The following is a 20,781-nucleotide window of genomic DNA, read 5'->3' as shown; positions in this document are numbered from 1 at the left end:
CGCCCCTGCTTGCCGTACTCCTGTGTCGTGCCGTACCCGGGGTCAGTTCGGGCGGACGGCATCCGGGTTCCAGGCCACGGGGAGGGCCTCCATCCCGCGTTCGAACTGGCCGGGCCTCCAGTGCACGTCACCGGCGAGACGCAGCTCGGGCAGGCGCCGGAGGAGGGTGCTGATGGCGGTCTCGGCCGTCAGCCTGCCGATCTGCGCTCCGAGGCAGTAGTGCACGCCGTGGCCGTAGGCCAGGTGGTGGTTGGGGCTGCGACGCAGGTCCAGTTCGTCGGGGTCGGTGAAGTGGGCTTCGTCACGGTTGGCGGAGCCGAGAGAGACGATCAGCGATTCATTGGCGGGGATGGTGACCCCGCTGAACTCGACGGGCTCCAGGGTGCCGCGCCAACTGGTGAAGGTCAGCGGGCTGTTGTAGCGCAGCAGCTCATCCGTCGCGCTGGAGATCAGCTCGGGCTCGGCTCGCAGCAGCTCCATCTGCTCGGGGTGGGTCAGCAGGGTGTGCATGCTGTTGCCGATGCTGTTGATGCTGGGGTCCTGCCCCGCCACCAGCATGAGCAGGAACATGCCCTGGAGCTCGTCCTCGGTGATCAGGTGCTCCTCGTCGCAGGCGCGGACCAACAGGGACAGCAGGTCGTCGCCCGGCCGGCGGCGCTTGTCGGCGAGGATGTCGCCCATCATCTGGTCGGCCTGGTAGGTCAGCGCGCGGAAGTAGGGCACGGTGGTGTTCCAGTCCACCAGCCGCCACGTCAGGGAGCGCAGCAGGGGCAGGTCGGGGACGGGTGCGCCGAGGACGGAGAACAGGACGTGTGCCCCGAGCGGGTAGGCGACCTCGGCCATGAGGTCCCCGTGTCCGCGGGCCGCCATCCTGTCGATGCGCTCGTTGACGATCTCGGAGATCCGGGTGTGCCATTCCTTCTGGCGTTGCGGGGTGAACAGCGGGGCCATCAGCCGCCGCAGTTCCCCGTGGCGCGGGTCGTCGGTGTCCAGGAGGTGGGTGAACAGACGCTCACGCAGCTCATCGGGCCACTCGCCGCCCCACAGGATGCCGGCCGGGGTGCGTTTGCTGTCGCAGCTGATCCGCTTGTCCCGGTGGGCCAGGCGTACGTCGTCGTACCGGGTCAGCAGCCATCCCACGCCGTCCGGGGTCAGGATCCGGCTCACCGGCCGGTTCTGGCGCAACCACCGGAGGGTGGGGTGCGGGTCCTGTTGGAAGCGCGGGGTGAAGGGGGCGGGCAGGCCACCCGGGAGGTCCGCCGGGGGCCACCCGGCGGGATGGGTCCCGGCGCCCCGCACGGCGGGCCGGGCCGGCAGGACGAAGCGGGCGCCCTTCGCCGTCCGGTCGAGGCTCTCGGTGAGCGCCCCGGAGGGCGAGACGTCCCGGGCGACCGAGACCGTCTGGAGGTGGCTGGTGCGCAGCATCGGATAGTTGGCCTCGCCGAACGGGCCACCGCTGAGTCCGGTGCCCCCGTGGTTGGACAGGTAGGGCCCCGACGCCAGATGGGAGTCGTTGACACGCAGCTGGCCGTAGCCGGTGGTCCGGCCGAGGAACTCCGTGACGACGCGGTCGTCCTCGGCCCACAAGGAGCAGCGCAACCCGTACGCGTTGCTGCCGGCGAAGTCCAGGACCTCGTCCAGGAGCGACTCGTCGTCCTGGGGGGCGGGCACCACCACCGTCAGCAGCGGGAAGAAGGTCTCCTGGCACACCGAGCGGAGCCGGCGGGCCCGGGCGAAGCCGTCCACGCGCACCACGGCCGGCTCAAGGAAGATGCCGGTGTCCCGCTCCTCGCCGTGCACATCCAGGTGCCGTCCCCCGGCGATGACCTGGGCACCCCGCTGCCGGGCATCGGCCAGCGCGGCGTCGTACCCCGCGGCACTGGGGGTGGGCACCAGGACGACCTCGGGGTCGTCGGGGTAGCCCGGGCGCAGGGCACGGACAGCCTGCGACAGCCGGTCCAGCAGAGCGTCGGCGATCGCGGGGTGCGCGACGACGATGTTAGGTGCGCAGCAGATCTGCCCGGACGCGTAAAACGATTCTGCAAGTGCCTCCGTCGCGTACTCCAGGTCGGCGTCCTGCCAGACGATGACCACGTCGTTGCCGGCCAGTTCGAGGACCGGCTTCTTGCCGCGCTCCAGGCAGTCACGTTGCAGGCGCAGACCACGAGTGCTGTCGCCGAAGTAGAAGATGTCGTCGACCAGCGGGCTGGCCAGCCACGCCGCGAGGGTCGCCCCCGGCTCCGTGCACAGCGCCGAGAGGGTTCCTGACGGTGCGCCGAGCTGCTCCAGGACCGGGGCGGCCACGCGCTGCACGAGGTACATCGCGGCCAGAGGTGCCTGCCGGGACAGCCGGACGACCACACTGTTGCCCGCGATCAGTGACTGAAGCGCCGCACCGACACTGATCAGAGGAGTGTTCTGGGGCGGCTGGACGCAGACGACGCCATCGGGTCGGCGGCGCAGGGTGAGGCGGCGGCCGTCCTCACGCACGTCCGTGAGCATCTGCCCGGCACACCATCGCGTGGTCTCGGGTCCGAAGAACGCCAGCAGGTTGGACACCTCGGAGGTGGCGAGCCGCAGCGGGTGCCCCTCTCCCACCAGCAGTTCGATCAGCTGGGGGACGTGCTCCTGAATGCTTGCCCTGAACCGCTCGGCGAACTCGAGGCGCGTGCCGAACGGCACGGCGGCCCAGAGCGGGGCAGCCTCCGACGCGGCCAGCAACGCCGCTTCCATCAACTCCGGTTGGGCCAGCGCACACCGGCCCAGTACTACCTCAGGGCACTCCTCGGCCGACATCTTCTGCTGGTCGAGCGACCTCTTGTACGCGGTGGCTCCCAGCGGATCATCGATCAACGCGGTGGCACGGACCGAGTAGGTCCAGGCGCTCTCGCCCTGGACCTCCCGGCCTGCAGCGTAGGAACCGAAACTGTAGGGGCTCGGGGCCGCCGCTTCGGACGGCGCGGCGGAAGAGGTCGTGCGGTCTGCCGAGATGGTCATGCGGTACCACCTTCATGTTCGGCCAGGCGACATTCCGTCGCGGACACACGCAAGGACTGGACTGGAGACGGGGGTTCACAGGAAAGGCCGGCGGCAAGCGGCCGTAGTGGGCAACGCGACGCCCATCGAAAAATTAACGGCCACTGTTGCCTACCGGAAGGCGGTCATCCGCCAGTTCACTTCGGAAGCCACCGACTCAGTGTTGGACCAACGGTCCTGGCTGGCCCGGGCGTGATTCTGCTGATCGGTCCACTGATCTATCCGCCCACCGCGGGGGAGTCATGTGAAAATCGCATCCTGAAGTGACGGCCTGAAATTGCCTTTTCCCGGCCGGGTACGGATGAGGCTTCCGTCAGGCGGCATATGCCGAGGAGAGGGCGCAGAATTACGTCACGCCCGTAGAAATCCCGCCGTCCTCAACGGTGTTGGCCTGGGCGTCTCTGCTGATCCAGCGGGCCGACCGCCTTCGGTGCGGCTTTGCGGCGCACTACGGGCGCACATGGCGACGCCGGGGGCGCAATCCATCCTGACGTGCGCTGCGCGCGCCGGTTAGATGCTCCTCCCGCTTCTTTGCGCTTCTTTCTGCTCACGCAGTCCCGGTTACCTTGCCCTGAGCCGGTAATGGTTGCGGATACGACTAAAGGGGGGATCGAGCACAGCCACATGTGACGCGTTGCTGCAGAATGGGCTGGGTCAGTGACCGGCACAGAAGCAGTCCTTGGCACCAATGAATTGAAGCTCCGCCTCAAAGACCTCGAAGACCCCGAAGACCGTCAAGTCGACGCCGGCGGTCTTGTGAGGGATCTTGTGGGCCGCCAACAGCGCCACGATTTCCGGGTGGTTCAGTGTGAGATCAGGCTGGCGCCTGAGTCGTCGCCCGGCCAGATCCGCCGCGACACGGATCATGAATCGCTCCTGCTCATGTGGCGTCAGATGCCTGCGGTTTTCTCCTTCCTCTGGTGCGGCGCGACGTGCGCGGCGAGTCGCCCCATGGCATGAGCCATCGGAGCGGTCGGCGGGACGCAATGCGACGAGGAGTATGGCCGAAATGAGTGGCTGTGGACCTCCGCCCGGGAGTCTGATATTAATCAAATGCTGAATGAAAGCGCGGTGTTTTCCCGAGGTCGTCGTACTTGGCTGATTAGGTTCTGGTGCCTCCAGGAGGAGGGTGGTGGGGTGCTGCTTCGCATCTCCTGCAGCACCACGATCTCGGTCGTGGTCGGCGTGCTGCACTCCAGAAAAAGACTGCTGACCAGCAAAGACAGGGAATCCGGGAATCGGTCGGCGAGAAGTCGGAAGTCGTGAGGAGGTGAGTCCGATGCCGGTAAGTTTCTGCCGCGCGTCCGTGATGTGGGCCGGTCCTCGGCGCAGGTCTGCCGAGGACCGGTCGAACGACCGGCGCGACCGGCAAAGTTTATGCGTTCCGCTGTGACCGCTGTTCGCGTGGTCGAATGAGCGACACGCCCCTTCAGAAGCGCCGTCATCTTGGCTGAATTCCGCATTCCACCGATCCGGAGGACACTCAGTTGACCGACCAGTCGAACGCCGCACGGTCAATGCTTTCCCGAGGGCTGGCTATTCTGAACTGCTTCCGCCCGGGTGAGTCCGAACTAGCCCTGTCCGAACTCGCCCGCCGTGCGGACCTGCCCAAGCCGACCGCCCACCGTCTGATCGCCGAACTCGTCGAGGAAGGCATGCTGGAGCGGGGCGAGCGAGGGCTGCGTCTCGGTCTCGGCCTCTTCGCGTTGGGAACGCGGGTACCGCGGCAGCGTGTACTGGGCGACCTGGCGCAGCCGCATCTGCGCCGGATGCACGACCTCACCCAGCAGAACGTGTTCCTCTTCTGCCCCGACGGCCTCGCACCGGTTCTGGTGGGTACGGCACGCGGCGGGCCGGGTGCGGGTCCCACCGTGGTGGCCCCGCCGGATGGCGAGGCGGCGGCCCACGCCGTGGCGAAACTGCTGTGGGGCGCCGGCGCCCGGCGGCCCCCCGGGGGCGGTCGGACAGGCGCCAACCAACGCCCTGCCGGCCGGACCCGCGAGGGGCGACGATTACCCGGCCGTACGGTACGGGAGCCCTCTCCCGAAGAACTCGCGCGCGTGGCGGAGCAGGGCTTCGCGACCGCCCGCCGCGGACCGGAAACCGTGGCCATCGCCGTACCCCTGCTGGACGCTTCCGGGGTTCTGTTCGCCGCGCTGGCCGTCGAAGGCGCGCCGGAGCGGACGTACCCGGTACACACGGCCCAGCACCTGCGTGCCGCCGGAGCCGCCCTGTCCCGCACGCTCTGCGGCGCCGTCGGAACGGTTCGCATGCCATGAGCCCGGCCCCGGGGCATGCGCATGCCGTGAGCCCGGCCGCCGGGAATCCGTGTCTGCGCCTCCTCCTCGGCCTCGTCCCGGCCTGGCGTGCCGAGGCCTTCGGCACCCACGCGCCGCCTGAACCCTGTGACCGTGCGCGGGACACCCATGTGCTGGTCAAACCCGACGGCCTCCGCCGCGGTCTCGCTCCAGAAGTGGAAGCCCGACTGCGCGAGGCCGGGTTGAGCGTCGAGCCCGTCGGCAGGCTCCGGCTGACCCGGGAGCAGGCCGAACGCTGGTATCCGGAGAAGCTGAACGAGCCGGACGGCCCCCACACGCTCGCCTACCTCTGCGAGGGACCCATGCTGCTGTTGGCCGTGGTGGGCGACGACGCGCTGCGCCGGACTCGCCGGGTCAAGAAGGACATCCGGCGACGGCACGCGACGGACGAGCGGCGCAACGTCGCCCACTGTCCGGAGACCAAGGGCGAACGGGATCACGAACGGGCCGTGTTCGGCCCTCTGGTCCGTCCGTGGCCTTCCGGCGTCCTTCGCTGAGTCCCGGAGGCCGCCGGTGCTCAGGCCCGGTGGAAGATCACCTGCGCGGAGAGCCGTTCCGGCCCCGCCGCGCCCTCCCGGATCCGCTCCACCGCGTGCCAGCTGTTCTCTCCCCGCACGAGGAGGACACCGGTGTTGGCCAACGGCGCGATCCTGCGGACCACGTCGTCGCCGGAGGCGGAGCCCAGTAAGAGCAGATCGCCGCCGCGTCCGCTGGGCCACGACTCGTTGAAGTACAGGATGTGTGTCACCAGCTTCTCCGGCTTGTCGATGTGCGGGTCGAGCCAGCAACTCGCGCCGTAGCGCCATACGTTCACCTCCAGCCGCGCGGTTTCCAGCGGCAGTCCCGTCAGCTCCGTCACCGCCTTGCGGTAGGCCGCCCCCGTCACGTCGGCGACGAACCGCCGCCACGGCTCGGCGAGTTCCGCGGTGTCCCTGTCCTCCGCCCCGGGATGCAGGGACCGATGGTGCATTGTGTAAGATTTGTCCCCCTCTGTGCGGATCACTTTCCGGAACCCGTCCCCGGGGAACGTCCGGCGCAGGGCCGCCCCATCGGCTGCGGCGAAGGTGTCCCACACGTGGTACCAGCGGAACGGGACGTCCTCGGCGGCGCTGCGGGCGAAGGAGACGAGCGGCCTGTTCACCGGCCCTCCCGGGTGGCGAGCGTCGCGGACGAACGGGGCGTCAGTTCGCTCCCCACGTCGAAGAGGAAGCGTTCGAGGTCGGCCGACCCCACCGCGTAGCGGCAGTACTCGAGACGTATCCGGTCCAGCGCGGCCCGCGCCGTCGTCCCGCCAAGCACCAGGTCCAGGCAGGACAGTACGGTGCCGGTGCGCCCGTGTCCGCCGAAGCAGGCGACCTCCACCGTGCCGCCCTCCTCGAGCACGACGGCCGCCTCTTCGATCCGGGTCACCAGCAGCGACCTCTCCAAGGGGGCTTCCAGCGTCGGCCAGAGCACGAAGTACGGGACGCGGGCGTCCGTGTGGCCGTGCCAGCGCTCGTCCAGGTAGAGGCCGAGGTCGGCCGGTTCGGCCTGCGGTGCGTGTCTTCTGCGCTCCTCGCTGTCCAGCGAAGTGCCCCACACCTCGTACGCGCCGACGCGGTAGCGGGTCCTCCAGTGCCGGTCCTTCATGTCCGCCTCATGTCCTGTCGGTTGGTGTGTCCGCCTGTGCCCCGGGAAGCCAGTAGCCGGCCGTGTGCAGGTCGTCCGGGCCGAAGGCGGACTTGAACCGGGTCACCGAGGTGCCGGGATAGGTGTCGCCCAGGTGCACCGCCCGTGCCCCGCGTGAGCACGCGTCCTTGACGACCAGGTGCAGGAGGTAAGGGGCCGCGCAGGTGGGTGCGGCACGGGCCTTGTCCATGGCCGCCTGCCAGTAGACGACGTACGCACCGTGGTACAGCGCCACGAGAGCGGCCACCGGCCGCCCCTCGTGGCGCGCCAGCCACACCCGGCAGTCCTCGCCGAGCCCCTCAGCGACGGCAGTGAACTTCGAGGGCGGGTTCTTTGCCCTGATCCGACCGTGAGCCTCGCCCGGGGGCTCTCCGGACTCGCTGTCCCACCTGGCCAGCGACAGTTCGAAGAGCCGGTCGAACTCCGGCAGCAGCCGGCCCGTACCGTCGTGTTCGACCGTCAGCCCGGACCGTTCGGCCCGCCGCACCCCGGCGCGCACCTTCTTGCGGTAGCGGTGCTGCCACACGTGGTCGAAGCCCTGTGTCAGGTTCAGTACCTGCGTCATTCGTGGATTTCGCCGCGCCTGTGCCGGAACCAGCGGCTCCCACAGGGCCGTGGTCGCGAAGTGCGGGCGCAGATAGACCTCCCGCGCGGGCAGCCTCGCCAGGTCGCGCAGTACGGACCGGGCGCGGTCGGCGCTCACCGTGCCGGGGGCCGCGAGTACGCCGCCCACCCCCCAGCCGACCGGCCACGAGGCGTAGCGCACCGGGCCGTCCGACTCCGTCCGGACCAGCGGAACCAGCACACGCGTACCGTCGGACCAGGTGTAGAGGCGCGTCGCGTCCCGCCAGCCGTGCGCGCACACGGCCGCACGCCAGCCCGGGGTCTGGGTCGGCAGGACATCCTGGCCCGCCTCGGCGAGCAGCTCGTGCCACAGCCGGTCCGGGACCCGCTCCCGTACCGCGACGTCGTCCTGCCGCAGCGCGGACGCGTTCATCGGCGGCCCTCCTCGTACGGCGCGGGGCCGCCGGCCCTGCGGTCGTTTCCGTGCGACGTCGCAGCGGTGCCGGGCGCGGCCGTCGGAGCGGCGAGGTGCGTGCGTACGCGGACGAGGTCCTGCCGGGACACCCCCCGGGCCCGCAGCGCCGCCCCGACACCTCCGTGCCGCGCCGCCACCTCGGTCAGCCAGCCTTCCATGGTCAGCGGCGAGGTGTGCAGCCTGGACAGGTATTCTTCGCGGGTGTGGCCGCGCCGCAGCCACTTGTCCCGGAAATGGTCGGCCCGGGCGACGAGGTCGGCCCGGCCGGCGGCGTAATCGGCGGCGATCTCCGCGGGGGGCGTGCCCGCCAGCGCGAGCAGGGCGGCCACGACGACCCCGGTGCGGTCCTTGCCGAAGTGACAGCTCAGCAGGAAGGGATGGGCGGCGGCCCCGGCGAGTTCCCGGAAGAGGTGCGGCCAGCTTCCAGGCTCGGCCTCGGCGAGGATGGAGTGCAGGTAGCGCGTGCGGTCGGCGACACCGGGCCGGGGTGCGGCGATGGTGTCGCGCGGGTATCCGGTGAGCGGCACCCGTACCCAGCGCACCCCGTGGACGAGCAGTCCGGCCGGAGGTCCGTAACGCGTGACCTCGGCGTCCGACCGCAGGTCGAGCAGGGTGCGCAGGCGGTGCCGCGCCACCAGTGCTCCGGCCTCGTCGACCGTGATCGCGGTCACGTCGCCGGACCGGTGCAGCAGACCGGGGCGCAGCCCCGAAGCCACCGGCATCCGGTAGTTGATCCCCACGGTGGTGTGCATCTGCCTCACCGGGCCCGGCCGGCCCGGGCGAGGGCCGAGGTCACCTCGGCCCAGAACCGTGGGAAGTCGGCGTTGACGTCCGGCCCGTACGCCACCCGGACGGCGGGCAGGGCCTGCAACGAAGCCAGCACACCGGCGCGGACGGCGGGCTCCGGGCGCTGCGGCGGGAGCAGCCCGAGATAGTCGGTGAAGTGCCGCAGATCCTGTCCGGACAGCACGGCACCATCGAGCGCTTCCGCGCGGTCGGTGACGCGTTCGACGCTCCAGCCCGAGAGCCCGGGGTCCGCCCGCGGCAGCACGATGCCGACGGGATGGGTGTCCGTGGCCACGGCGGCCCCGGTCAGCGCGGTGAATTCGTCCAGATCCGCGAAGAGCCGGGTCCGGTCCTGCGGTGCGGCGGCCCAGGTGGCACCGGCGAGCTGCCGGGACGTCCCGGAACGGTGCCGGCGCAGCGTCGCCTGCGCGAAGGCGTCCCGGGCCGGATGGCCGGCGAGCAGCGCGGTGGCGACACCCACCCGCTTGGGCCAGCCCCGTACCAGCGGCGCGGACCGGGTTCCGCAGGCCCAGGCGACGAGGGTGTCGTCGGACACGAAGTCCGCACCGCACAGGGTGACCGCGAGGAACGCCAACGAGGACTTGCCCCGGTGCTTCGGCCCGAGCACGAGCACCGACGAGCCGTCCACCGCCACGGCGGAGCCGTGCAGGAACACCGCGCCGTGCCCGGTCGACTGGGCACCGAGCAGGGTGCCGATGAGCCGGACGACAGCCCGTACCGATGCCGGCCCCGCGTCGGGTGCCTCGGCACTCACCACCCGGGTGCCGGGAGTGGCGGTCAGCAGGAGCGGTGCGCTGTCCCTCTCACCGTCACGTACCAGCACGGTCCGGTCGGCTGAACGCTCCAGGACCACGAAGCGGGGCCCGTCCGGGTGCAGCAGCAACTGCGGCGCCAGAGCCAGCTCCGAGGGAGCGGGCAGAGCGGCGTCCTCGGCCGGTCCGGTGACGACGAGGTGCGGTGCGCCGACGGAGGTGACATCCGCGGCGGGTACGTCCCCCACCTCGAAGAGCGGGTGCACGAGGGCGCCGACTGCCGCACGGAGCCCGGGGAAGGTGCTGCTCACGGTCAGTTCGGCCGGAGGCAGACAGAGCCGGAACGATTCGTGGCGCTCCGGGAGCGGCCGGGCCGGACGCGGGCCGGTCCGGGACGACGCGGCGACGGCCATGGGCCTCCTTCGTGAGGTGGTCGGATGCGGTCGGGGTGCGTACGCGCGGTCCGCAGTACCTGACAGTGCTGATGGTCGCCGACCTACGGCGTCCGGCGAAAGGCGGTGTTCCCTCACGCGGAACGGTGAAGTGTCGGCCTTCGGATTCGTTCCGCCTGCCGGAACGCCCGTGCCACGAAAGGGCGTTTCTCCTTCTTGGCAGGGCGCTGGATAGAGTGCGGGCCGTGATCGAGATCGTGGAGTACCGGGAGGAGTGGCCCGCCCGCTTCGCGGAGCTGGGTGCCCGACTTCGCGCCGGGTTCGGAGACCTCGCGCCGCGCATCGACCACATCGGCTCGACGTCGGTACCCGGGCTGAGGGCCAAACCGGTCGTCGACATCCAGGTGTCGGTCGAGCGACTCGAACCAGCCTTCTTCCGTGCACCGTTGGAGGCGCTCGGCTTCGAGTTCCGGGCCACGAACCCCGACTTGACCAAACGGTACTTCCGGGAGGTGTCGGGGCCCCGTACCCATCTGCACGTCCGGCGTGCGGGCAGTTTCTCCGAACAGCTCTGCCTCCTGCTGCGCGACTACCTCCGCGACAGCCCCGCCGACGCGGCACTGTTCGGAGCGAGGAAGGTGCTGCTGGCGCAGCGGTACGGAGCGGACCGCCGTGCCTACACGAGGGCGAAGTCCGAGGTGGTGTGGGAGCTGACGCGACGGGCCGACCTCTGGGCGCAGGTGCGCGGCTGGCAGCCGGGCCCGAGTGATGCCTGAGGGGCCGGGCCGGATCATCCGGCGGCCTCATGGGCAGTACGTTCATGGCTGGGTGAGGCCATCGGTGTCGTCACCACGGTGAGGAAGACGGTGACGGTGACCGCGGCCGTGCCGTTCTGCTGCGCACCGGTCACGGAGAGCACCACGGCGGAGAGCGTCAGGGCGTACAGCAGCGGCAGTCGGGTACGCAGCGCGGCGCCGGCGGACCGGCGCGCACCACATGCGGTGGCCGCCGCCACGCGTGCGGAGACGCGGAGGTGGTGCCTCAGCAGAAGTGGTGCGATCAGGCCCTGGTACGGACTGGTCCAGGCTTCCTCCGTGGCGGCCCGCACGATGCGCCGCACCGCACGGGCGGCGTCGGCGTCACCGCCGGTGAGGGCCGGAGTCCTCGGTGCGGGAACGGTGCGGCACAGCGGAAGGAAGGCCAGTGCGAGCGCGGGATGCACGGCGAAGGCGACCACCAACCGCACTGCCCGGTCCACGACATGACGCACCGTGGGCAGGGGGACGCCCGATGCCCGCCCTCCACCGGCCCTTCCCGCAGGCACCTCCCCGGCCTGAGCGCAGCAGAACGCGACGACGAGAGCGCACAAGGGCACGCCCACCGCCCCACTGGAGCCGACCGCGTGTACCGCGAACCCTGTCGCGGCTCCCAGCAGTGCCGCGGCCGCACCCAGCAGGGCGACGAGCGCGGGCGCGGCCCATGAGCGCCTCATGTCGCGGCTTTCCGCGTTCCGCTCCCGAGGGGGGTTGCCCCCTCGGCTTCGGCGTTCGGTACGACCGGCCGCACCCGGGCGCCCCAAGCGGCCAGCACCTCGGACAGGAAGGGATCGGGTGCGCCGGACAGCCGTACCTCGGTCGCACCCAGTTCGAGCAGTGCGCTCACCCGGGCGGCCCCGATCCTGCACCACATGTCCCCGTCCGGATCGACACCGCCCGAGAACTCGGCGGACAGCCGGGTGTGCCAGCCCTGCGGCAGTGTGGCCGCGAGCGCGTCCATCCGGCACAACCACACGGTCCGCGGCAGCAGTTCGGACACGGAGTCGCCCGGGCCCAGTGCGCCCAGGTGTACGTTCTCGGCCAGGTCCGCGAAGCCCAGCCGGGTGGCGCGCGCCGGTACGACGACGGATGTCCCGCCCGGCGGAAACGGGTGTGCGACGCCCACCGGTCCGTCGGCGCGCACCGTGGCTGCCGCGCGGCGGACCTCGCGAAGGTGCCCTCGTGTCACCCGCCAGTGCCGTACGGCCGTCGGATCGATCGCCGCCAGGCGGTACAGAGTGCGCGCGAAGAGCAGCGCGCTCCCCAACAGCGCGGCCGCGGCGTGCGGTTGGCGCAGCGCGCCCAGCGTTGGCGCGAGCGCCCCCGCTGTGGCCAAGGCGCCGATGAGGGCGGTACGGGTCAGGCTTCTGCGGCGGCGGCTGTGCCAACCCGCCGCTCCGGCTTCCTGGGTCCGCAGCATGCGCGGGTGCAGTACCAGGCAGACGGCCAGCACGGTGCAGGCGGCGGAACAGGCGGCCACGGGCGGGGAGACGGTGGCAAGCGCACCGCACAGGCCCACCAGGATCAGCGCGGAATCGACGATCCGCGCCTGGACGGCCACGGCCGCGCCCGGCTTGGGCTCCCAGCGGATCGCGACCCCGGCCGCCGCGTACAGGTGTGCCCGCAGCGGTTCACGGTCCGCTGCGTCCGGCGGTGATACGGCCAGGCCCTCGACGGCTGTCAGGAGTTGGTGGCGGGCGCGTCGGTCCTGTGCCTGGGCGGTCGTGGCCAGTGAGGTGACGCCCAGGGCCGTTCCGGCCTCGTACGCCAGCCAGCATCCGGTCAGCCACCACAGCACACCGTCCGGCGGGCGGGTGAGCAGCACCGCGCCCGCCGTGACCGAAACGGCACGCAGGGCCGTTCCGGCGACCATCCCCATGAGCCCGGTCGCACAGGTCATCGCGGTACGCGGCCGGGGTCGGCCGGAAGGGCGAGCACTCGGCGCAAGGCGTCCCGGGAACCGTGGCGTACGGGGTCCCAGGCCAGTGAGGAAATGGGCACCGGACCCTCCTGCGCACCGTCGGGCCGGGAAGCCGGGCTGCCCGGTACGGCAGCCGCTCGCGAGGGGGACCCGGGGACCTCCCCGGCGAGCATGCCCGCGTCGGAGGGCAGCAGGTGGGGCCGGATCACTCCGTCCCTCGCTTCCCGGGGGAGGGAACGTGCCACGGGCTCGGCGCCGGCGGCCGGAGAAAGCACGACCAGCCTGCCGAGCGGGGCGCAGTCGGCCCCCGGCACGTCCAGGACGCGCGCCAGTTCACCGGGCGTGAAGTACACCTTGGCCGGTGTCCGAGGCAGCGCGGCCACCGGGCACTTGCCGTCACCGTGCCGCAGGAGCACCGACTTCCGTACCCGTTCCGTCAGGCCGAGCCCTTCGAGCGTGCCCCAGCGCAGCCGTGCCGTCAGCCCGGCCCCCACGACCCACCAGCCGCCGGGGCCCGGCACCAGCAGAGTGCGGTCGCCGCTTACGAAACGGCCGCCCGAGCGCGCCAGGCACAGCGCGAGGGTGGTTTTTCCCGTACCGCCGTCGCCCAGGAAGACCACGGCCCGTCCGTCCTCGCCGGTCGCGGCGGACGCGTGCACGGTGCGCCCGCCCCGGCCCGCGAGCACGGCGGCGACCAGGGAACGGAGCACGATGCCGCCCGTCGTGGCCCGTTGTTCCGTGCCTGCGCTGCCGTGCAGCACTGTCCACCGCCCGTTCCGGTGGACCAGGGCGTGCCGGGGGAGCGGCGGTTCCGTCGCGTCGGGCGGGCGTTGGCCGTCGCTCACCCAGGAGCCGTCGGGAGTCCGCCGGTAGTTCTCCTCGCGCAACCGGACCCGGGGGCCCTGCACCGTCTGTGCCAGCCGGTGCAGAACATCCAGGCCGCTCGTCGAGCACACATCGACGCGGACCCGGTCGTGCGGGGGCCAGGGGACGCCGCCGGGCGCGACGGACTGTGCCTCGACCAGGCCCGGTTCCGCGTAGTCGTCGGACGAGTACGACCACAGGACCGGCCCCCAGCGGGCGGTCGCGGTCCTGACAACAGGGGGCGACTGCATGTCAGATGGCCTCCGGGCGACGTGCGGTGAGCAGGCTCGGCAGCAGCCGGCCCGCGGCGAACTCGTCCCTCGCGGTGGCCAGCGTGTGCCGGATCCGGTCCACCGGACCCTCGCCGTAAATGTCGGCCACGCTGCCGCGGAACACTCGCAGCACCTTCAGCCGGTCCGCCAGGAGGGCGAGCGCCCACTCCCGCAGGTCCTCGCGCAGCACGTCCTCGAACCCCGCGTCCCGCAACTGGCGCAGCCGGTCCGGCAGTGGCGTGACGAAGAAGACGTCCGGCGGGTGCATCTCGTGGAAGGCCCGGGAGGGCCGCCGTTCGGCGGGCGCCAGGCTCACCTCTTCGGTGGCGACGAACAGGCCGCCGGGGCGCAACAGGCGGAACGCCTCCTGCAGCACCGCCGCCGGCCGGGGGAAATGCGGCATGGAACCGGTCACCACGACGACGTCGAGGGCCCCGTCGGGCAGTGGTACGCCCGTCGCGTCGGCACAGATCTCGGTCACCTCGGTGCGGCCCTGCGCGGCGGTGATGCGACGGCTCACCGCACAGTGCTCGGGCACCAGGTCGACGCCGTACATCCGGGCCACGCCGCCGCCGGCCGCGAGCGCGTCCGCCAGATGGCGCAGCGCACCGCCGAACCCGCTGCCCAGTTCGGCGGCAGTCAGAGCGGCGTCCGGGTGTGCCGCGCGGACGGCCGCGGTGACGAGATCGCAGCCCTGCGGGCCGAAGTGGCCCATCTGGTCCAGGCCCAGCAGCCCCTTGGGGCCGTTCTCGCCGGTGAACGCGACGATGGAGGCCTCCGTCCGGTCCCAGTCGTGCAGGGCGGGGAAGAGCTCGCGGTGGTAGTGGTGCTGACGTCGGGTCTGGTCGGTGCCGGCGCGACGGCCGTGCGGATCCAGGGAGCTGTACGGGCCGTCCGCCGAGGTCACCATCCGCTGCGCTCCTTCGAGACGAAGTGCACGAGCAGCACGCGCCGGTCCTGCTCCGCCCGCTCGGAGACCGGCATCACGGTGTGCCAGGAGTCGGGCGACGGGACCAGCAGCACGGAATCGGTCAGCCCCGGCAGTACTTCGGCGGCGACATCGTCCACGGAGGGGGAGCGCAGGATGCGCAGGGCACCGCTCCACTCCGGTCGCCAGCCCTCGTTGAAGTACCAGGTCTGTGTGACGATCTTGTCCGCGCGGTCGGTGTGCGGGTCGATCCACGCACCTGGGCCGTACCGTACGGCGCGGATCTCCAGGGTGCACCCGCGCAGGTCGCGGCCGGTGGCCGCGGTGACCGCCGCCCGATAGCCGTCGTCCAGCAGGGCGCCGACCAGGTCCTGCCAGAGGGGCGTCAGCCGGGACACGCGTCCGGGCACCGGCGCACCGTCCTGAACGAGCGTCAGATTGCTGGTGCGGTAGCCCTTCCCGGCCGCTGTGCCGCCTGCCCGTTCGGTGAGGACGAATCCTTCGTCGGGGAACTCGGCGGCGAGGCGGCGCTGTTCGGCCTCACCCGGTACGGAGTGCGTGACCAGGGCCCAGCTGAAAGGGGTGCGGGCCATGACCGTGCGGGCGAGGGCAGTGCGGTCGAGCACCGTGGCCGCGGTCATGACCCGCCCTCCGACGAAACCGCCACCGGTGCTTCGACACGCGCACCGAGCACCGCGAGCTTCGCCGGGAGGTCCTCGTATCCCCGGGCCAGGTGCTGAACCCCGTGGAGCCGTTGCGGTACACCGGTGCCCAGTGCGGCGAGCAGCAGCGTGGCCGCGGCGCGCAGGTCCCCGGCCCGCAGGGGGAGGGCGGACGGCTGCAACGGGCCGGGGGAGAGGTGCAGCTCGTTCCCCGAGCGGCGCAACACGGCTCCCATACCGCGCAACCCTTCCACGTACCCGAAGCGGTTCCCCCACACGCCGTCCGTCAGCCGCGAAGGGGACTGCGCACCCAGCAGCATCAGCGCGAAGAGCGGCCCCGCGTCGCTGTAGAGATGGTGCGAGGCGGCCAGTACCTCGGTGCCGTGCAGCCGCTGCGGCGGCTCGATCCGCAGCCGCGGGCCCTCCCAGCTCAGCGGAACGCCCATCGTGGACAGGCACTCCAACTCCGGGGCCAGCCCCGCACGTACCACGTCGGCCCGGGTCAGCCGTACCTCCAGCGCCCGGCGCAGATGGACCGCCCAGGCGATGAAGGTGACGACCTCCATCAGATCCGACGGCAGGGTGACGTCCGTACCGCCGAGCGGTCCGCCGAGGCCTTCCACGGTGATCCGCCCGGGCAGCACCTCCACCCGGGCACCCGCCGCCGCCAGTACCCGTGCCAGCTCCATCGCGTCCGGCTTGGGGTACGGGTTGTCCAGCACGGTGGTCCCCCGCGCGGTGACGGCGGCGAGCAGCGCCGTCTTCGTCGCCCCCGAGTAGTACGGGCCGGTGGGCGTCCCGGTGCGGGGCGCGGGCTCCGCGAAGTCCGCGAGATCGATGCGGGCGCCACGCAGCCCGCCCGGCGGTGCGGTGGCGCGGAACGCGTCGGCCCCGGCCTCGCACACCGCGCCGAACCTCTCCAGGATCCGGGCGATGTGCGACAGCGGACGCGAACCCTGGCTGCCGCCGCCGATGGCGCACCCGCCGTGCGGGCCGGAACTCACCTCGCCGCGGGCCGCGAGCACCGTCGGAAGCAGGTACACCCCGCCGTGGACGCCGGTGCTCCATGGGGCGGGGAGGTACGTCCCGGTAAGGGCGGACGCGTCGACGGTCAGCGCGGGACCTTCGTCCGTGATGTCCGCGCCGAGGTGACGGAGCATCGCAGAGAGCAGTCTGCGGTCCTCGATCCGGGGGGCGTTGGCGATGCGCCACGGGCGGTCGGCGAGGCACGCGGCGGCCAGGACCGGCACCATCAGGTGCTTGAATCCACCCGTCGTGACCGTGGGCGTGGGATGCTCCGCGGACGAGGGCGCGCCGAGTACGTCCCAGTACGCCGCCCGGGTGGCGTCCGCGGGGCGGCCGCCGGGTCCGGAGTCGTCCGCGACGTGCGTGCCGTTCGCGGCACGGGTGCCGGACGAACCGGCGGAAGTGTTCAGCACGTGCCTGCTCCTTGGGTCTCGTCGCCCGGGTGCGGTCACCCGGCGCCGGGTGCCGTCGCGTTCCCGGCGGGCCCGTCCGGGCGACCGAGTACCAGCACGAGGAACCACGGCTTGCGTGACAATTTGTCGAACCTCTTGCCGTACTCCTCCCGCCGGGCCGGATCGGCCCGTGGCTCGTACAGTTCGCGCAGGGCGAGGCCGGCGTCGTGCACGTCGGCGACCATGCGGCCCAGCGGCCGTCGGAAGAAGGTGACGACGGGGGTGGGAGGTCCGAAACTGGGCCACTCGTCGGAGAGCTCCTCCACCCTGAAGTAGTCGCCGCTTGGCGACAGTTCGAAGTCGTTCAGCGGGTGGTGGGTCGAGAGCACGACGGTGCCGCCCGGGGCCAGGACCCGGCGGAACTCCGCGAGGGCGGGCACCCAGTCCTCCAGGTAGTGCAGGGTCAGCGAGGAGACGACCACATCGACGCAGGCGTCGGGCAGGAAGTCCAGAGGATCGTGCAGATCGTGCACCCGCACCTCGGCGCGCCCGCCCAGCCGCTTTCGGGCCAGGCCCACCAGAGTGCGACTGGCGTCCAGTGCGACGACCCGCGCCGGATCCTGGTCCACCAGCCACTGCGTCAACGCGCCGCTCGCACAGCCGGCCTCCAGCACGCGTGTTCCCGCCAGCGGTGGGCACTTGCTCTGCACCGCGGGGCGGTCGAGGAGCGTGTTGTAGACATTGGCCTCGCTGCCACGGTCGTACTGTTCGGCGAACTCCTCGTAACCGCCGTTCGCCGTGGCGCCGTCGTCCCGGGGGTCCGCTGTCCGCGGGCTCTCCGCCGTCCGGGCGCTGTCGTGTGCGTCGCGAGCCATGGTGCTCCACTTCTCAGGGCGTGCGGGAACGGCCGGGCCCGTCGGGTACGGAGCGGCCCGGCGTACCGTTCCCCGTGCAAGGCAACCTAGCGTGGGCCGGCGCGGCGGGGACGGAGGTGTTTCGTGTGGCGGAACGGAACTCGTCGGGGACCGCCGCGCACGTCTTGTCCAGCAGGTCGAGGGCCTCTTCGACGTCGGCGTCGGCGGCCACCAGCGGGGGCAGCAACCGGATCACCTCGGGGCGGCCGAGGCAGGGGGACACCACGAGCCCCCGACGGCTCAGTTCGAGCAGCACCTCCCCGGCCGCACCGCCAGGGGCGAACTCGACGCCCCAGAGCAGGCCCCGCCCCCGAACCTCGGTGATCAACCCGGGATGGCGGTCCGCGATCCGGCGCAGACCGTCCGCCACAAGCGCTGCCAGCCGGTCGCCGCGCGTCGCGAGTTCCTCCACCGCACGCAGCGCCGCGCTCCCGGCTGCCGCGGCGAGCGGATGGCCCGAGAAGGTGGTGGTGTGCAGGAACGGGTCCTTGGCCAGGGGTGCGAACAACAGCTCGGTCGCCACCATTGCCGACAGTGGTTGGACGCCCCCGCCGAGCGCCTTGCCGAACAGCACCGCGTCGGGCCGCAGCCCGGCCGTTATGCTCAACGCCCGCTCCCCGCACCGGCGCAGCCCCGTCTGGATCTCGTCGGCGATCACGAACGCCCCGTTCCGACGTGCGGTGCCGGCCAACGCGCGGAGGAACCCCTCGGGCAACGGCCGCACCCCGCCCTCACCCTGCAACGGCTCCATGATCACCGCGGCGACGTCCCCGGCGGCGAATGCGGCAGGCACCGCTTCCGGCACCGGAGGAACATGTGTCACCCCGCCCAGCAGCGGCTCCAGGGACTGCCGGTAGCGCCGGTCCCAGGTGACCGCGAGCGCCCCGAGCGACTTGCCGTGGAAAGCGCCCTCGACGGCGACGACCCGGCTCCGCCCGGTGGCCAGCCGGGCGAGTTTGAGCGCGGCCTCCACCACGTCGGACCCGTTGAGTCCCAGCCACACCCTGCTCAACCGCCCGGGGTCGGTGTACGCGACCAGTTCGGCGGCGAGCGCGGCGGTGGCGCCGTTGGCCAGGACACGGGTGGAGACCGGCATCCGCTCCAACTCCCGGCGCACCGCCCGCAGTACGTCCGGATGCCCACGGCCGAGCAGCGTCACCGCGTAACTTCCGAAGTCCAGGGCGGACCTGCCGTCGGAGAGTACGATCCTGGCCCCGTCGCCGTGTGACTCGACCGCGCCCGCGCCGTTCATCCCGTACACGAGGGCCAGGGCAGGTGAGAGATGGGCCCGCACCTGGCCCAGTATGGCCCGCACGTCGGGGCGTGGACCCGAGGCGTGCGCGTTCACCGGCGCTCGCCGTCCGGCCGCGCGCCGGGGAGCTGGGCGAACCACTGTTCGACGGCGGACGTCGCATAGCCGCCGGACGGCAGGAAGAACGACAGGGTGCAGGCGAACAGCCCGGGGTGCAGCAGGTCCGGCTCCACGCCGTGGACCGACAGGTGCGTCTGGAGCACGGTCGGCCGCGGAGCCGTACTGCGGACGCACGCTCCGTCCGTCCAGCGGTACCGCACGTAGTCCAGTTCGGGACGCTCCGCCGCGAGCGCCAGCACGCCGGACCGGGTGTCGGCGAAGGCGTACGGAATGCCCTCCCGTTCGACGTGCGTCACCTGAGTGCCCGCCAACTTCACCAGCAGCGCGCGTACACGGGCGTTCCATTCGTAGGAGGCGTGGGCGCACCGGTAGAAGACCGGGACCCGGGGGTCCAGCAACGGCCAGAACTCCGCTGCCGGGCCCTGGTGTTGCAGCGCCCGCGCCGCCTCGGCGGAGCCGGACCCGCGCAGGAGCTCCAGCGCCGCTTCCTCGTCCCCGTCGAGCAGGGCGGCGCCGATCAGATGGGTCTGCTTCGGACCGCCCGGCACTCCGAAGCGCTGTGTGTCGTAGTAGTTGACGAAGTAGTGGGTGTGGCGTCGGGGCCCTCGGGAGAGCGCTGTCGCCGTGTCCTCGGCCAAGCCGCGCACCACCAGCCGGAAGCAGTTGCCATCCAGCTCTCCGGTGCGCAGAGCGGCCTTGCCGGTGCCCTGCGACGTCACGTGCCAGGTGCGGATCGCTTCCCCGGTGGCCTCCCCACTCAGGTCACCGCCGGACCGACCGCAGATGTTGGCGCGTACGAGGTCGTCGGGGGACAGGGCCGCGCGCACCGAGAGGAACTGCTCGGTGATGCCGTCCTCGTCCTTCAGCCCGGCCGCCGCGACGTCCGTGACCGCCACTCCGAATGTCTCGGCCAGGGCGCCGAGTGCCTCGTGCGTGGTCAGGCCACGCTTGCGCAGCAAAAGGTAGGTGTACGGAGATTCTCCCGGAGGTGCCTTTTCGAGCCCGAGGGCCTCGGTCACCCGGAAGTCCTCCGGCAGGACTTTGAGCAGGGGCAGGTGCGTCAAGGTCACTCCCGACTCCGGGCAGCCGTCGGCGGGCCGGACAGCGGACGGGCCGCGCGACGGAGGCCGCACGACGATGGCAGACCGTACGGCCGGGTGAACCGCACAGCAGCGGGGGTTGCGGCCGCACAGTCCTTGGACCGTGCGGCCGGCCCGGCCGCTCCTCGTGCGCCAGCCGTCGCGAGGTGCGGCGGTCGCGCCCTGCTCGCACGGGGAGGCACGTACCGGTGATCGCCGCCCGCTGCCTTCGGCATTCCCGTACCCGAAGAAGCCCCGACCGGTCGGTGCGCGGACCGGTGCGGCTCCTCCCTCACGTACGACCGACACGACGACCACTGGAGCGGATCACATGGAAATCATGAGGATTAGGTGATGACTCAATGGCGTCGGGCCGTGACGGCGGTTGTGCCTCGGCAAGTTCTACAGGCCGCGGCCCGTCCGGATAAGGGCTGTTCCGCGCACCGGAACACTTGCCGCCGCGTCTTGCCGCACCGTCGCGGCGCTGCCTAACGTGACTGGCTGTCAGGTGGGCGGGGGCCGTA

At 71.8% G+C, this 20,781-nt stretch carries 19 protein-coding genes; 3 read left to right on the top strand and 16 right to left on the bottom strand.

What is annotated here, in order from left to right; all coding sequences use genetic code 11:
• Window positions 1–42 precede the first annotated feature (42 nt).
• Together ACZ5GP_RS11550 and ACZ5GP_RS11545 are read right to left on the bottom strand one after the other, a co-directional pair.
• On the bottom strand, window positions 43–2,997 hold the full coding sequence (locus tag ACZ5GP_RS11550) for an aldehyde dehydrogenase family protein (protein ID WP_468750646.1): 2,955 nt from the start codon (window positions 2,995–2,997) through the stop codon (window positions 43–45).
• 693 nt (window positions 2,998–3,690) lie between these two features.
• Window positions 3,691–4,230, bottom strand: coding sequence for an urease subunit gamma (locus ACZ5GP_RS11545; RefSeq protein WP_468750645.1), 540 nt, complete (start codon window positions 4,228–4,230; stop codon window positions 3,691–3,693).
• Window positions 4,231–4,523: 293 nt separating this feature from the next.
• Between ACZ5GP_RS11545 and ACZ5GP_RS11540 the strand changes: the two genes are divergently transcribed.
• Both ACZ5GP_RS11540 and ACZ5GP_RS11535 read left to right on the top strand, forming a co-directional pair.
• Window positions 4,524–5,315 carry an IclR family transcriptional regulator gene (locus tag ACZ5GP_RS11540; protein WP_468750644.1) on the top strand — a complete coding sequence of 264 codons (792 nt, stop codon included), beginning with the start codon at window positions 4,524–4,526 and terminating at the stop codon, window positions 5,313–5,315.
• A gap of 26 nt (window positions 5,316–5,341) precedes the next feature.
• The gene (locus ACZ5GP_RS11535; RefSeq protein WP_468750643.1) at window positions 5,342–5,851 is read left to right on the top strand and encodes a nucleoside-diphosphate kinase; all 510 of its coding nucleotides are present in this window, start codon (window positions 5,342–5,344) and stop codon (window positions 5,849–5,851) included.
• Window positions 5,852–5,871: 20 nt separating this feature from the next.
• Here ACZ5GP_RS11535 and ACZ5GP_RS11530 read toward each other — a convergent pair whose 3' ends face one another.
• The 5 genes from ACZ5GP_RS11530 to ACZ5GP_RS11510 are packed head-to-tail and all read right to left on the bottom strand — an operon-like array spanning window position 5,872 to window position 10,033.
• Window positions 5,872–6,495, bottom strand: coding sequence for a 2OG-Fe(II) oxygenase (locus tag ACZ5GP_RS11530; RefSeq protein WP_468750642.1), 624 nt, complete (start codon window positions 6,493–6,495; stop codon window positions 5,872–5,874).
• Window positions 6,492–6,983 (bottom strand): hypothetical protein, encoded by a 492-nt coding sequence (locus tag ACZ5GP_RS11525; RefSeq protein WP_468750641.1) that lies wholly within the window; start codon window positions 6,981–6,983, stop codon window positions 6,492–6,494. The genes ACZ5GP_RS11530 and ACZ5GP_RS11525 overlap by 4 nt, the downstream gene beginning before the upstream one ends.
• A gap of 7 nt (window positions 6,984–6,990) precedes the next feature.
• On the bottom strand, window positions 6,991–8,019 hold the full coding sequence (locus ACZ5GP_RS11520; RefSeq protein ID WP_468750640.1) for a GNAT family N-acetyltransferase: 1,029 nt from the start codon (window positions 8,017–8,019) through the stop codon (window positions 6,991–6,993).
• Window positions 8,016–8,813: a tyrosine-protein phosphatase gene (locus ACZ5GP_RS11515; RefSeq protein WP_468750639.1), complete on the bottom strand. Its 798-nt coding sequence runs from the start codon at window positions 8,811–8,813 to the stop codon at window positions 8,016–8,018. The genes ACZ5GP_RS11520 and ACZ5GP_RS11515 overlap by 4 nt, the downstream gene beginning before the upstream one ends.
• Window positions 8,814–8,818: 5 nt before the next feature.
• Window positions 8,819–10,033 carry a hypothetical protein gene (locus ACZ5GP_RS11510; protein WP_468750638.1) on the bottom strand — a complete coding sequence of 405 codons (1,215 nt, stop codon included), beginning with the start codon at window positions 10,031–10,033 and terminating at the stop codon, window positions 8,819–8,821.
• A 224-nt stretch (window positions 10,034–10,257) separates the two neighbouring features.
• Between ACZ5GP_RS11510 and ACZ5GP_RS11505 the strand changes: the two genes are divergently transcribed.
• Window positions 10,258–10,788 carry a GrpB family protein gene (locus ACZ5GP_RS11505; protein WP_468750637.1) on the top strand — a complete coding sequence of 177 codons (531 nt, stop codon included), beginning with the start codon at window positions 10,258–10,260 and terminating at the stop codon, window positions 10,786–10,788.
• A gap of 14 nt (window positions 10,789–10,802) precedes the next feature.
• Here the strand turns inward: ACZ5GP_RS11505 and ACZ5GP_RS11500 are convergent, their stop codons facing one another.
• Genes ACZ5GP_RS11500 through truD form a run of 9 tightly spaced genes read right to left on the bottom strand, consistent with a single transcriptional unit; the run spans window position 10,803 to window position 20,242 of the window.
• The gene (locus ACZ5GP_RS11500; protein ID WP_468750636.1) at window positions 10,803–11,504 is read right to left on the bottom strand and encodes a hypothetical protein; all 702 of its coding nucleotides are present in this window, start codon (window positions 11,502–11,504) and stop codon (window positions 10,803–10,805) included.
• Window positions 11,501–12,727: a hypothetical protein gene (locus tag ACZ5GP_RS11495; protein ID WP_468750635.1), complete on the bottom strand. Its 1,227-nt coding sequence runs from the start codon at window positions 12,725–12,727 to the stop codon at window positions 11,501–11,503. The genes ACZ5GP_RS11500 and ACZ5GP_RS11495 overlap by 4 nt, the downstream gene beginning before the upstream one ends.
• Complete coding sequence (locus ACZ5GP_RS11490) at window positions 12,724–13,863, bottom strand: hypothetical protein (protein ID WP_468750634.1); 1,140 nt, start codon at window positions 13,861–13,863, stop codon at window positions 12,724–12,726. The genes ACZ5GP_RS11495 and ACZ5GP_RS11490 overlap by 4 nt, the downstream gene beginning before the upstream one ends.
• 1 nt (window position 13,864) lies before the next feature.
• Entirely contained in the window at window positions 13,865–14,794 is a 930-nt protein-coding gene (locus tag ACZ5GP_RS11485) for a class I SAM-dependent methyltransferase (protein ID WP_468750633.1), read from the bottom strand.
• On the bottom strand, window positions 14,788–15,453 hold the full coding sequence (locus tag ACZ5GP_RS11480; protein ID WP_468750632.1) for a 2OG-Fe(II) oxygenase: 666 nt from the start codon (window positions 15,451–15,453) through the stop codon (window positions 14,788–14,790). Before ACZ5GP_RS11480 ends, ACZ5GP_RS11485 begins: the two co-directional genes overlap by 7 nt.
• Window positions 15,450–16,913 (bottom strand): hypothetical protein, encoded by a 1,464-nt coding sequence (locus ACZ5GP_RS11475; RefSeq protein WP_468750631.1) that lies wholly within the window; start codon window positions 16,911–16,913, stop codon window positions 15,450–15,452. The genes ACZ5GP_RS11480 and ACZ5GP_RS11475 overlap by 4 nt, the downstream gene beginning before the upstream one ends.
• A gap of 35 nt (window positions 16,914–16,948) precedes the next feature.
• Entirely contained in the window at window positions 16,949–17,767 is an 819-nt protein-coding gene (locus tag ACZ5GP_RS11470) for a class I SAM-dependent methyltransferase (protein WP_468750630.1), read from the bottom strand.
• Window positions 17,768–17,780: 13 nt separating this feature from the next.
• Window positions 17,781–19,100 carry an aspartate aminotransferase family protein gene (locus ACZ5GP_RS11465; protein ID WP_468750629.1) on the bottom strand — a complete coding sequence of 440 codons (1,320 nt, stop codon included), beginning with the start codon at window positions 19,098–19,100 and terminating at the stop codon, window positions 17,781–17,783.
• 50 nt (window positions 19,101–19,150) lie between these two features.
• Window positions 19,151–20,242 carry a tRNA pseudouridine(13) synthase TruD gene (gene truD / locus ACZ5GP_RS11460; protein WP_468750628.1) on the bottom strand — a complete coding sequence of 364 codons (1,092 nt, stop codon included), beginning with the start codon at window positions 20,240–20,242 and terminating at the stop codon, window positions 19,151–19,153.
• Window positions 20,243–20,781 lie beyond the last annotated feature (539 nt).

Source organism: Streptomyces sp. NPDC031466 (genome assembly GCF_055581265.1).
Note: the sequence above shows the minus strand (reverse complement) of the source record. Positions and strands in the feature narration are given on the sequence as shown.